The sequence below is a fragment of the Metasolibacillus fluoroglycofenilyticus genome (genome assembly GCF_003049645.1).
GTDB classification, from domain to species: domain Bacteria; phylum Bacillota; class Bacilli; order Bacillales_A; family Planococcaceae; genus Metasolibacillus; species Metasolibacillus fluoroglycofenilyticus.
In genome coordinates, this window is the sequence record NZ_PYWK01000001.1 from 950,757 (window position 1) to 963,920 (window position 13,164).

Below are 13,164 nucleotides of genomic sequence, written 5' to 3' on the forward strand. Positions count from 1 at the left end.
AACTGTTTAAAAGAGGTGCCCAAAAGCAGTGCATTGCCTGCTTTGAAGACGCATTCGATGATGTTACATCAAATATTAGTCGAGGCGTAATTGATTTAGCATATTTTTCCCGCAATAATACCATACTAAATAATAAGTTTGTATCGCAGCAGTATAAGCGTGTTATAGTAGGAATAAAGCATTACTTTAGGGAGGGTTTTTTTTGTTTTCAACTACACAACTAGCGAAGGGCGTTTCGCTACATATTCGACAAACAACGCAGTTCAAAACAGTGAATTTTTCAATAAAATGGCGTGCCGCATTAACGGAAAAAGATGCCGCCCACCGCACTGTATTAACGAATGTTTTGCAACATAGCAATGAGAAATTTACAACATCGGCAGCTTATCGTAGCTATTTGGATGATTTATTCGGTACGGTGCTCTATTTCGACACGTCAAAACGTGGTAATGAGCATACGGTGTTAATGAATGTTGAAACGGTAAACGACCAATATTTAGCAAAGAGCAATGTGTTAAATGAAGTGCTTGAGCTATTGCACACAGCTATTTTTAAGCCAAATCTCGAAAATGGTGCATTTGTAGCATCCATTGTAGAGCGTGAAAAAGATATGGTCATGCAACGTATTCATTCTGTTTTTGATGATAAAACACGCTATGCACAGCAAAGAATAACGCAAATTATGCGACCTAATCATGCCGCATCTATTTCTGCAAATGGAACGATTGAAACTGTCGCCGCGATAACGCCACAATCTTTGATGGAAGCGTATACACATATGATTAATCACGATATGATTGATATTTATGTTGTAGGAGATGTAGATGAAAATGCGATAATTAAAAAACTACGTCAAATGCTACCATTTGCGAGTCGTGAGCATTACGAGAAAGAAATGCTTGTTCCAATCAACCAGCCGGGGGATAGCTATACGAAAGAGCAGCAGGAAATGAAGCAAGGTAAGCTGCATATTGGTTATAGCACACCTGTCCTATTCGGTGATGCAGATTTTCCAAAAATGCAGATTTTTAATGGTATTTTCGGCGGTTATGCACATTCGAAGCTATTTATGAATGTACGTGAGCGTGAAAGCCTTGCATACTATGCTTCAAGCTCTTATGCTTCTCATTATGGCTTGATTTTTGTCGTTTCAGGCATTGAACCAAGCAATGAGCAAAAGGCTATTGAAGTAATTGATGAGCAGCTAGTAGCCCTACAAAAAGGCGAAATAACGGATTTGGAATTGGCACAGACAAAAGCAATGCTCATTAACCAATTAAAAGAAGCATTAGATTCTGCACGTGGTCAAATTGAAATTTACGATCAGTACAAAAATTTAGCTACGGCATTTTCAGTAGAAGAATGGACTAAAAACTGGCAGCAAGTAACGAAGGAAGATGTGCAGCAAATGTCCTTAAAAGTAAAACGCGAGTCCATTTATTTCCTGTGTGGTAAGGAGGAGCAGAGAGATGCAAGCAATTGAATTTAAACAGTTAGATGAGACACTTTATTATAAGCAGCTCGATAATGGCTTAGATGTTTATATTTTGCCGAAAAAGGGCTTTTCAAAGGCTTTTGTGACGTTTACAACAAAATACGGCTCTATTGATCGCTCGTTCGTACCGATTGGTGAAACGGAGCCGATTATTGTGCCAGATGGTATTGCTCATTTTTTAGAGCATAAAATGTTTGAAAAAGAAGATGGTGATGTTTTTCAGAAGTTTAGCGAAGTAGGCGCACAGGCGAATGCCTTTACTTCGTTTACACGTACATCCTATTTGTTTTCTGCAACTGAGCATATCCATAAAAGCACTGAAACATTGCTTGATTTTGTGCAGGAGCCCTATTTTACAGAGGAAACGGTTAATAAAGAAAAAGGCATTATCGGTCAAGAAATTACGATGTATGATGATTTACCAGATTGGCGCCTATATTTCGGAACGATTGAAAATATGTATCATCAACACCCTGTGAAAATAGATATTGCCGGTACAATTGAATCGATTAACGATATTACAGCAGAGCATTTATACACTTGCTATAATACGTTTTATCATCCATCAAATATGCTGTTATTTGTCATTGGTGCTGTGGACCCGCAAGAAATGATGGCGGTAATTGAAGAAAATCAAAGTCGCAAAACGTTCCCAGAGCCGACACCTTTAACACGCATTTTCGAGGAGGAACCGGCAACTGTGGCAGTGCAAGAGCGGGTACTTCAGATGGATGTGCAAAAGCCAAAAGTATATTTCGGCTTAAAAGCAAAGCAAACGGATTTGTCAGGTGAACAAATGCTAAAGCATGAGCTTGCTGTACAAATTGGTTTAGAATGCTTATTTGGCCGCGCCTCTGATTTTTATACAAAAATTTATGAGGAGGGCTTGATTGATGAAACTTATTCTTATGACTTCATGCTAGAAAAGGGCTATGGCTTTGCTTTAATTGGTTCAGATACGCCAAAGCATGAGGCGCTTGTTAATGTAATTAAAGAACGCCTCGCAGAAGCAGAGCAGCAAGTATTATTTACTACGACGGATGTTGAGCGCATTAAACGTAAAAAAATCGGCTTTTTCCTACGTGCGTTAAACTCTGTTGAATTTATTGCGAATCAATTTACACGCTATAAATTTAACGAGATGAATTTATTTGACGTTGTACCAATGCTTGAAACGATTACGGTAGAGGACATTGTCGAAGCCTTCAAAACAATTCAGGGTGAGGAGCAGCAAACCGTATTTAAAATTTTACCGATGAGCGAGCGTAAAGAATGAAAAAATACGCGTTAGTTTGCGGTGCCTCGGGTGAAATTGGTACAGCAATTTGCCAGCATCTAGCGCAGCAAGGCTGGTCGTTATACGTGCATTACGCCTCTAAACCAACGACGGAATTAGTGGGAAAATTATCAGCAGCCTTCCCGCAGCAGGAATTTTTTAGTGTACAGGCAGATTTTACTTGTCCAGAAGCTGCAAGCCGCTTAGCAAAACAAATTTTTACGCTACAGGCAATTGTTTTTGCGAATGGGCATGCGTCCTACGGCTTGCTTGAAGATATAGCAGCCACTGACATGCAGACATTATGGCAAGTTCATATGCAAACACCGATGCTAATTTTACAGCAACTTGCTGCAAAATTACGCACTCATTCTGTGAGCTATGTAATTTTTATCGGCTCAATTTGGGGTGCGGCAGGTGCGGCAGGCGAAGTTGTTTATTCGGCTGTCAAAGGTGCACAACATAGCTTTGTCAAGGCATATGCACAGGAGGTAGCTTATAATGGTATTCGAGTAAATGCGCTTGCTCCAGGCTTTATCGCGACAAAAATGAATAGTCATATCGATGAATTAGAGCGTAAGCAAATTATTAGTGAAATACCATTGCAGCAACTTGGCACAGTAGAAGATGTTGCGCGTCTCTGTGCTTTTTATGTCAGCGGGCAAGCCGATTATGTAACAGGTCAAATTATACATTTGAATGGCGGCTGGTATATCTGACTGTATAATAAAATGCTCCTTTGCAAATACTAATTGTGCAAAGGAGGCGAAAATGAATGAGTATTTTAGAAAACTGGCAGCAATGGACATCATTTTTAGGCGCTCAAGTGGACGATGCAAAGGACAGCGGTATGCCAAATAAAATAATTGAAAAAGCTGCTGTACAAATTGGCAATTACTTAGCGGAAAATGTAGATCCAAAAAACGAGCAAGAGCGTGTTCTTTCGGATTTATGGTCAGTAGCAGAATCCGATGAAAAAAAGGCGTTAGCTAGCTGTCTCATTAAGCTTGTACAAAATAACAGAGTGCAATAAGGCGAAATTTGGGGTTGTCTGAAAAGCATGCATATGCACCGCTTTTCAGATAACTTTTCTTGTTTTTTTAGATAGCCTTTATTTGTTGAATTTCCTATATTTAACTTAACGCGGTGAATTATTTTTGTACCGAAAGCAAGGCGCTAGGTACAGAACTTTCCCATCTCAATAGTTGGCGAAATTAACTATACATTAGAGCTATTTCAACGAATGTTTAATCACTTCGTTGATAATGAGGGACTCAGTCTAAAAACCTCGTATCCTGCGATAACGACTGGGTGACCAACGTCTATGTTAGCCATACTTGCGTTGGATGTCACAGGGCGTGAGGATTTTAACTTAATTTCCACTAAATAGTTGGAAAAAATCTGGACGTAATTACGCCTCTACGTAATTGATTTTACATAAAGATTTACTGCTACGGTAATGCCAAATAAATTGTCATTATCCTCGTCGCAGGAAACATTGCTACTGCGGTAGTCACAATGAATTGTCACTGTCCCCCGTCGTAAATATTCATCGCAAAAATAGTGCTCCTGCGATTAATTGTCGTAGAAAATAATGCTGAATTAAAATAAAAAAGTGAAATATAGAAAGAAAAGCATAGTTTCTAACTTTTCATACGTTGTAAAATCAGCTATGATGGAACTTATAGAGTAATTTTACGTTTCTATAATGAAAGGGACGGATTTTGATGAGCGAATGGTATTTTGAATATGAAATTCAAGTGAATCGCCCGGGTTTATTAGGCGATATTTCATCTTTGCTTGGCATGTTGCGCGTGAATATTGTAGCGATTAATGGCGTGGCGCAAGAACGACGAGGAATGCTACTGGAATCTGCCAATGACGAAGCGATTCAGCGCTTTAAATCCATTGTGACGACAATGGAAAATATTAATGTTACGAGATTCCGTTTACCAAAATTGCGTGACCGCTTAGCGATGCGCCATGGTCAATATATTACTCGAGGCGGAGATGAAAAAAATACTTTCCAATTTGTGCGTGATGAGCTTGGAATTTTAGTTGATTTTATGGCTGAGCTGTTTAAGCAGGATGGTCATAAATTAATCGGTATTCGGGGTATGCCACGTGTCGGTAAAACAGAATCTGTTGTTGCCGCAAGTGTTTGTGCAAATAAAAAATGGATTTTCATTTCATCGACAATGATTAAGCAAACAATTCGCAATTCCCTTATCGGCGATGAGTTTGGCGGTAATAATATATTTATTTTAGATGGCGTTGTGACACGAAAGTCGACCGATGAAAGACATCAGCAGCTTGTGCGTGAAATGATGAGTATGCCGACGATAAAAGTAATTGAGCACCCGGATATTTTCGTTCAGCATTCACAATATACGATTGAAGATTTCGATTATATCATTGAGCTCCGAACTCACCCAGATGAAGAAATCACATATGAAATTATTGAGAAAAACGATATGATGTCAAGCAATGATTTCGGAGGATTTAATTTTTAGTAAAGTAGGTGTTATTGTTGACAGAATTAGGAGCTCGCTTAAAAGAAGCGAGATTAGCTAAAGGACTTAGCTTAGATGATTTACAAGAAGTAACGAAAATTCAAAAGCGCTATTTAGTTGGTATAGAAGAAGGCAACTATTCAATTATGCCGGGCTCATTTTATGTGCGGGCATTTATTAAACAATATGCAGAGGCAGTAGGGCTTGATCCTGAAGAAGTACTTGCGGATTATAAACAGGATATTCCCGGTGTACAGCAGGAGGAAGTTGTACAAGCCTATACGCAAAATACGAGACGACGTAAAATAGCATCGAGCTCATCAAACAGGGTGCTTGAAATGATGCCAATGTTAATTGCGGCCCTATTCATTGTCGTTATTATCGTAGTGAGCTGGTTCTTATTCCAACAAAAGGCGAACAACTCTTTGCCGCCTGAAAATGAGAATCCAAATGCAGTACAATTGGATAATAATCAGGGCGTTACTGGCAATAAAGAGCAGGACGACATAGACAATGAAGAACAAGCTGAAGAGCAACAGCAGGAAGAACAGGAAGAAGAGCCTGCTAATGAAGCAAAGCAAGTTGTTACACAAACAGCCATTAATGGTGAAGATGTACTATTTGAAGTGACTGGTACAACAGAATTAAAAATTCGCACGGAAATTGTTGAACAACGTAGTTGGGTAGCATTTCGAAATACACAGGGTATAGACCATTTGGGAAAAGAGTATTCTCAAGGTGAATCTGTAGAGTATGATGCAACAGAGGATGGTTATGTAAGAATTCGCTTAGGACGTAATGCCTTTGTTGAAGTTTATGTCAATGATGAGCTTGTTACATCGACATCTGATTTAACAACACAAAACTACATTATTCAATTAGCTCAACAACAATAAACAAAGTAGCCATGTCGATGTATATGGCTTCTTTGTTTTAAAATGAAAGGTGCTTAATCATGAATATTCCAAATAAGATTACAATTTCACGTATTTGTTTAATCCCCTTCTTTATGATTATCGTAATGTTTGACTTCGGATGGGGAAATATGAAGCTTTTTGGTGCTGAAATGCCTATTCATCATTTTGTTGGGGCGCTGATTTTTATTTTTGCCTCAGCAACAGATTGGGTGGATGGCTATTATGCGAGAAAGTATAATCTAGTTACAAATTTCGGGAAATTTTTAGACCCTTTAGCAGATAAGTTGCTCGTGTCAGCAGCGCTTATTTTGCTTGTAGAGCTACAGCTAGCGCCTGCATGGATTGTCATTATTATTATTAGCCGTGAATTTGCAGTTACAGGCTTGCGTTTAATTTTAGCAGGAGAAGGGGAAGTCGTTGCAGCAAACCAACTAGGAAAAATTAAAACATGGGCACAGATTGTGGCGATTTCAGCATTGCTTCTGCACAACACGATTTTCACACTTATAGGCATCCCATTCGATACGCTTGCGCTTTATGTTGCATTATTTTTTACAATTTGGTCTGGTTGGGATTATTTCTACTTAAACCGCCGCGTACTACTAGATTCAAAATAAGGAGAGGTTATCCCTATGAATGCAGAAATTATTGCAGTTGGCTCAGAGCTCTTACTTGGGCAAATTGCCAATACGAATGCAAAATTTATTTCGAGCCAGCTATCTGAATTAGGTGTCAATGTTTATTATCATACAGTAGTTGGTGACAATGCTGCTAGACTTGAAGAAGTAATTGCAGTTGCTGAGAAACGTGCGAATATTATTGTTTTTTCGGGTGGCTTAGGTCCGACAAAGGATGATTTAACAAAGGAAACGATTGCGCGTCAATTAGGTGTGGAGTTAGCATTTGATGAAACTGCACTAACGTATATTGAAGCGTTTTTTGAGCGCTTAGGACGCCCGATGACAGACAACAATAAGAAGCAAGCGCTTGTATTAGCTGGAAGCGATGTCTTGGCAAATCATCACGGGATGGCACCCGGTATGATTTTGGAGCGCAATGATAAAATATATATTTTACTACCCGGCCCACCAAAGGAGCTAGAGCCGATGTTCCAGTTTGAAGCAAAGCCAAAGCTTGCGGCTCGCTTAACAGACGGAGCGATTATCCTTTCGCATGTCATGCGCTTTTACGGTATCGGTGAGGCGGAGTTAGAAGTAGCGGTGCAACATATTTTAGACAATCAAACAAATCCAACTGTCGCACCATTAGCCTCTGATGGAGAAGTAACATTACGCATTACGGCAAAGGCTGACAATGAGCAGGAGGCACGCAGGCTTATTGAAGCAAAAGCAGCAGAAATTCAAGCGATTGTTGGTCAGTTCCAATATGGTATAAATGATGATTCACTTGCTTCGAAAACAGTGGAGGCATTGCTTGCTAATAATTTAACAATTGCTGCGGCTGAAAGCTTAACCGCTGGGTTATTTCAAGCTGAATTAGCTGAAATTCCAGGTGTAAGTGGAACTTTAGCAGGTGGGGTTGTAACATATAATGAGCATACAAAAACGGAGCAGCTCGGTATTGCTCCTGAGCTATTCGCCGAATACGGTGTGGTAAGTAGCGAATGTGCGGCAGCAATGGCAGAAAGCGTGCGGGCAAAATTCGGAACAAATATTGGTGTAGGCTTAACAGGTGCTGCTGGTCCTGATAGTCATGGTAAACAGCCTGCGGGCACCGTTTGGATAGGCATTAGTATGGAAGGGCGAGATGTGCAAACATACAAGCTTCAGCTTTCAGGTATGCGCAACACAAATCGTCTAAGAGCAGTTAAATTCACATGTAGTTATTTATTACGCCTACTTAATGAAAAATAATAGCGAAAAATAAAATTTGGGCGTATTTTAATGCCCAAATTTTTATTTTCAAACAAAAACGAAAATACGTTCGCTTTTTTATTGCTATTTTCTCAAAGAACAAGTATAGTAGGATTATAAAGTGAAACTTCAATCAGTGCAGGTTTTCCCCATCCTCCACTGAATGTTAGTTGAACCAATCGGGCATTTACAGCAGTGGATTTCCCACTTAACCTTCGCTTATTTTTTACTTAAGTCTTGAAGTGGAAGGCTTACTGCACGTTAATGCGGGATAAATAAATCTAACCTTTTTTAGAGGAGGAACTATAGTGAGTGATCGTAAAGCGGCCTTAGAACAGGCGTTAAAACAAATTGAAAAGCAATTCGGTAAAGGTTCTATTATGAAGCTAGGTGAAACGACAGATCGTGAAATTGCGACATCATCAAGCGGCTCGTTAGCATTGGATGCAGCGCTAGGAGTAGGTGGCTATCCACGTGGTCGTATTATCGAAATTTATGGACCTGAATCATCAGGTAAAACAACGGTTGCATTACATGCTATTGCTGAAGTACAAGCAGCGGGGGGACAAGCAGCATTTATTGACGCAGAGCATGCGCTTGACCCGGTATACGCACAAAAGTTAGGCGTAAATATTGATGAACTACTATTATCACAGCCAGATACTGGTGAGCAGGCATTAGAAATTGCTGAAGCATTAGTGCGCAGTGGAGCAATTGATATATTAGTAATAGACTCTGTTGCAGCACTTGTACCAAAAGCAGAAATCGAAGGAGAGATGGGAGATTCACACGTAGGTTTACAAGCTCGTTTAATGTCACAAGCATTACGTAAGCTCTCTGGTGCGATTAATAAATCCAAAACATTGGCTATTTTTATCAACCAAATACGTGAGAAAATTGGTGTTATGTTTGGTAACCCTGAAACGACTCCGGGTGGACGCGCATTAAAATTCTACTCTTCCGTTCGATTGGAAGTGCGTCGTGCAGAAACAATTAAGCAAGGCAATGATATGGTTGGTAACAAAACGAAAATTAAAATTGTTAAAAACAAAGTAGCGCCACCATTCCGTACGGCTGAAGTGGATATTATGTACGGTGAAGGTATTTCAAAGGAAGGCGAAATTGTTGACTTAGGTGTTGAACTAGACATCGTCCAAAAGAGCGGCTCTTGGTACGCATATGGCGATGAGCGATTAGGGCAAGGGCGTGAAAATGCCAAACAATTCCTAAAAGAAAACGTTGCTGTTCGTGAAGAAATCGCTGATAAAATTCGTCAATCTTACGGCATAGCTGCTGCCAACTATACAATTGGCGGTCACGAAGAAGACGAGGAAATGGACGAAGAATTATCTTTATTATTAGGTGAAGAAAAATAAAACAACTGAAGCTGTCAAGAAATGTAAACGAACTTCGTATTTCTTGACAGCTCGTTTTAATTTTACGGTTATTTGCAAGTAGTGAGTTTGAAATGTCTGTAAATAATATACTCTACATATGGCGGCAATCCTTGACAGCACAATAACAGAACTATACAATTAAAAATGTATAATTTCTAAAATTTGAAATGAAAAATGATTAACTGTCTATACAATTAATCAATAAAAACAACATGAAATTGGCACTTGGAGGTGTTTAGTATGATGGAAGTAATTATAAGCATCTCCGCTTTGCTTGTTGGACTCATCGTTGGTGCCGCTGTTAGCTATTTCTACATGAAAAAAGTGAATGACTCAAAAATCACGGGTGCTACGCATACTGCCAAATCTATCGTTGAAGAAGCGAAACGTGAAGCAGATGCATTGAAAAAAGAAGCACTACTTGAAGCAAAAGATGAAACTCACAAATTTCGAAATGAAGCAGAGAATGACATTCGTGAACGTCGTTTAGAACTTCAAAAACAAGAGAACCGTTTATTGCAAAGAGAAGAAAATCTTGATCGCAAAGATGATGCTCTCAATAAAAGAGAAGCCGGTCTAGAGCGTAAAGAGGAAGCTCTATCGGACAGACAACAGCATATTGAACAGATGGAAGGCAAAGTGGAAGAGCTCGTTGCAGCGCAAAAAACAGAGCTAGAACGTATTTCTGCATTAACGCGAGAAGAAGCGAAAGCGATTATTTTAAGCGAGGTAGAAAAGGAATTAGCGACGGATATTGCTGTAATGACGAAAGAATCCGAAACACGTGCAAAAGAGGAATCTGATAAAAAGGCACGTGAAGTTTTATCATTAGCACTACAACGCTTTGCAGCTGATCATGTGGCAGAAACAACGGTATCTGTTGTTAACTTGCCGAATGATGAAATGAAGGGACGCATTATTGGACGAGAAGGGCGTAATATTCGTACGCTTGAGACGTTGACAGGTATCGATTTAATTATTGATGATACACCGGAAGCTGTAATCTTATCGGGATTTGATCCGATTCGACGCGAGACAGCTCGTCTTGCACTAGAAAAGCTTGTTCAAGATGGACGTATTCACCCTGCACGAATTGAAGAAATGGTTGAAAAATCGCGTCGTGAAGTGGACGAACAGATTCGTGAAACAGGAGAACAAACAACATTTGAGGTTGGTATTCACAACCTACATCCAGATTTAATGAAAATTTTAGGTCGTATGAAATATCGTACAAGTTATGGACAAAACGTTTTAAAACACTCTATAGAAGTTGCACATCTTGCAGGCTTATTAGCAGCAGAGCTTGGAGAGGATGTAACATTAGCGAAACGCGCAGGGCTTCTACATGATATTGGGAAGGCGATTGACCATGAGGTTGAAGGTAGCCACGTAGAAATTGGCGTAGAGCTTGCGACAAAATATAAAGAGCACCCAGTAGTAATCAATAGTATTGCTTCCCATCATGGAGATACAGAAGCCACTTCTGTCATTGCAGTGCTTGTTGCAGCAGCAGATGCTTTATCTGCAGCACGCCCGGGTGCACGTAGCGAAACACTTGAAAATTATATTCGCCGCTTAGAAAAGCTAGAAGAAATTTCAGAAAGCTACGATGGTGTTGAAAAATCATATGCTATTCAAGCTGGTCGCGAAGTACGTATTATTGTTCAGCCAGATAAAATCGACGATCTTACATCGCATCGCTTAGCGCGTGATATTCGCAAGCGCATCGAGGAAGAGCTTGATTATCCAGGACATATTAAAGTAACAGTAATTCGAGAAACACGCGCAGTAGAGTACGCGAAATAGCAGATTATATAAAGTGAAGCTTCAATCAGTGGGGGATTTTCCTTATCCCCCACCGAATGTTAGTTGAACCAATCGGGCTTTTGCGGGCAATTGAACTCCCACTTATCCTTTAGCGTATTTTCACTTAAGTCTTGAAGTGGTAGGTTTACAGCCCGTTAATGCGGGGTAAAATGAATCTTCATGAAGAGGACTTTAACTGCATGTTAAAGCGAGATAAAGGCTGTGTCATAAGTACAATACTTATCGCACAGCCCTTTTTCATGGGAAGGATGCAAAAAATATGTGTGACAAAATATTTTTCACTTTGTCTACACTTTAGAAACGGATTGATGTATCATGAAAATTTTATTTATTGGCGATATTGTTGGCTCAATTGGACGAGATGCAGTAGCCAAATACTTACCGCGTTTGAAAAATAAATATGCGGTGGATGTTGTCATTGCAAATGGAGAAAATGCAGCAGCAGGGCGTGGTATTACACGCAATATTTATAATGAGCTTCTGCAAATGGGTATCGACGTTATCACTATGGGGAATCATACATGGGATAATAAGGAGATTTTTGACTTCATTGATGATGCCGATTATTTAATTCGCCCAGCTAATTTTTCAAAGGAAGCACCTGGTAAAGGGATAATGCAAATTACGAAAAATGATGTGACATTGTCAGTTATTAATTTACACGGGCGTGTATTTTTACCGCCGCACGAAGATCCATTTGCAATGGCGGATGAGCTAGTAGCAGAGGCGCGAAATATATCGCCGCTTATATTTGTTGATTTCCATGCAGAAGCAACGAGCGAAAAAATTGCATTAGGATGGCATTTAGACGGAAAAGCATCAGTAGTTGTCGGTACGCACACGCATGTACAAACGGCAGACTCACGTATTTACCCAAATGGTACAGCATATATTACTGATGTCGGAATGACAGGACCTTATGATGAAATTTTGGGGATGACAAAGGAAAGCGTTATATACAAATTCCAAACAAATATGCCATCACGCTTTGAAGTACCAAAAAAAGGGCGTGAAGTACTAAGTGCGTTCTTTGTTGAAGTTGATAACACAACAGGTAAAGCACTGCGTCAAGAACGTATTTATATTAATGAGGATTATCCATTTAAACCATAATCAAAAAGGGTTAAGCTTTCCACTCGGTTAAGAGCGGAAGCTTAACCCTTTTTCTTCTAATGCTGTGCGCATTATTGGTAAAGATGCGCGTCCAATGCCATGTAGCTTCAAAACTTCTTTTTCTGTATATTGCGCCAGCTGCTCTAAAGTTGTGATACCCTCATGTACAAGTGCATTCCTAGCTGGAGAAGATAACCTCGCTAAAAATCCCTCAGTTGGTTTATTGTCCTGTTCACATTTTGGGCAAGTATTACAATCGCTACTTTTATAATAACGATGTCCTTTCTCACAAATTCTTAACGTTTTTTTTGTCAAAGCTTTTCACCGCCCTTATATAAAATATACAGTAAATTTATTCTATTTGTCATGTTCCATTTGGTTCAAGCATACAATGACCTACAGACAATAAATAAAAAGTTGTCTCGATCATGCAAAATGGGGAGGAATAGTTGTGGATTCATTAAAAGTATCATCTCGCTCAAATCCAAATTCTGTTGCAGGTGCACTTGTTGCCGTCATTCGTGAGCAAGGCTTTGTGGAAATGCAAGCAGTGGGAGCGGGAGCACTCAACCAGGCCGTGAAAGCTGTTGCAATAGCTAGAGGCTTTGTAGCACCGAGCGGAACTGATTTAATTTGCGCACCAGCATTTGCAGATATTACGATTGCAGGGGAAGATCGAACGGCACTCAAGTTAGTTGTAGAAAAAAGAAACCGATAATGCACAAAGCCGTCAATTTAGTGAAAGCTAAATT

13 protein-coding genes are annotated in these 13,164 nt (G+C 39.6%); 12 read left to right on the forward strand and 1 reads right to left on the reverse strand.

Annotated elements, in window-relative coordinates; all coding sequences use genetic code 11:
• Positions 1-202: 202 nt before the first annotated feature.
• From yfmF to C9J36_RS04270, 11 genes are all read left to right on the forward strand, one after another.
• A complete protein-coding gene (gene yfmF / locus C9J36_RS04220) occupies positions 203-1,483 on the forward strand; it encodes an EF-P 5-aminopentanol modification-associated protein YfmF (RefSeq protein ID WP_107942309.1) in 1,281 nt (426 codons plus the stop codon).
• Positions 1,470-2,771, forward strand: a complete 1,302-nt coding sequence (gene yfmH / locus C9J36_RS04225; protein ID WP_107942310.1) for an EF-P 5-aminopentanol modification-associated protein YfmH — start codon at positions 1,470-1,472, stop codon at positions 2,769-2,771. Before yfmF ends, yfmH begins: the two co-directional genes overlap by 14 nt.
• Complete coding sequence (gene ymfI, locus C9J36_RS04230) at positions 2,768-3,490, forward strand: elongation factor P 5-aminopentanone reductase (RefSeq protein WP_107942311.1); 723 nt, start codon at positions 2,768-2,770, stop codon at positions 3,488-3,490. The genes yfmH and ymfI overlap by 4 nt, the downstream gene beginning before the upstream one ends.
• Before the next feature lie 56 nt (positions 3,491-3,546).
• Complete coding sequence (locus C9J36_RS04235; RefSeq protein WP_066170215.1) at positions 3,547-3,804, forward strand: DUF3243 domain-containing protein; 258 nt, start codon at positions 3,547-3,549, stop codon at positions 3,802-3,804.
• 694 nt (positions 3,805-4,498) lie between these two features.
• Positions 4,499-5,284, forward strand: coding sequence for a DUF3388 domain-containing protein (locus C9J36_RS04240; protein ID WP_066170218.1), 786 nt, complete (start codon positions 4,499-4,501; stop codon positions 5,282-5,284).
• 17 nt (positions 5,285-5,301) lie between these two features.
• On the forward strand, positions 5,302-6,180 hold the full coding sequence (locus tag C9J36_RS04245; protein WP_107942312.1) for a helix-turn-helix domain-containing protein: 879 nt from the start codon (positions 5,302-5,304) through the stop codon (positions 6,178-6,180).
• A gap of 59 nt (positions 6,181-6,239) precedes the next feature.
• The gene (pgsA, locus tag C9J36_RS04250; protein WP_066170224.1) at positions 6,240-6,818 is read left to right on the forward strand and encodes a CDP-diacylglycerol--glycerol-3-phosphate 3-phosphatidyltransferase; all 579 of its coding nucleotides are present in this window, start codon (positions 6,240-6,242) and stop codon (positions 6,816-6,818) included.
• 15 nt (positions 6,819-6,833) lie between these two features.
• Positions 6,834-8,075, forward strand: a complete 1,242-nt coding sequence (locus C9J36_RS04255; RefSeq protein ID WP_107942313.1) for a competence/damage-inducible protein A — start codon at positions 6,834-6,836, stop codon at positions 8,073-8,075.
• A gap of 308 nt (positions 8,076-8,383) precedes the next feature.
• Entirely contained in the window at positions 8,384-9,451 is a 1,068-nt protein-coding gene (recA, locus tag C9J36_RS04260; RefSeq protein ID WP_107942314.1) for a recombinase RecA, read from the forward strand.
• A gap of 264 nt (positions 9,452-9,715) precedes the next feature.
• Entirely contained in the window at positions 9,716-11,278 is a 1,563-nt protein-coding gene (gene rny / locus C9J36_RS04265; RefSeq protein WP_066170328.1) for a ribonuclease Y, read from the forward strand.
• Between the two features lie 336 nt (positions 11,279-11,614).
• The gene (locus C9J36_RS04270; RefSeq protein ID WP_066170233.1) at positions 11,615-12,412 is read left to right on the forward strand and encodes a TIGR00282 family metallophosphoesterase; all 798 of its coding nucleotides are present in this window, start codon (positions 11,615-11,617) and stop codon (positions 12,410-12,412) included.
• A gap of 27 nt (positions 12,413-12,439) precedes the next feature.
• Here C9J36_RS04270 and C9J36_RS04275 read toward each other — a convergent pair whose 3' ends face one another.
• Complete coding sequence (locus tag C9J36_RS04275; RefSeq protein WP_066170234.1) at positions 12,440-12,727, reverse strand: RNA polymerase alpha subunit C-terminal domain-containing protein; 288 nt, start codon at positions 12,725-12,727, stop codon at positions 12,440-12,442.
• 136 nt (positions 12,728-12,863) lie between these two features.
• On the opposite strand from C9J36_RS04275, the gene C9J36_RS04280 reads away from it, so the two are divergent.
• Positions 12,864-13,130 carry a stage V sporulation protein S gene (locus tag C9J36_RS04280; protein ID WP_042472077.1) on the forward strand — a complete coding sequence of 89 codons (267 nt, stop codon included), beginning with the start codon at positions 12,864-12,866 and terminating at the stop codon, positions 13,128-13,130.
• Positions 13,131-13,164 lie beyond the last annotated feature (34 nt).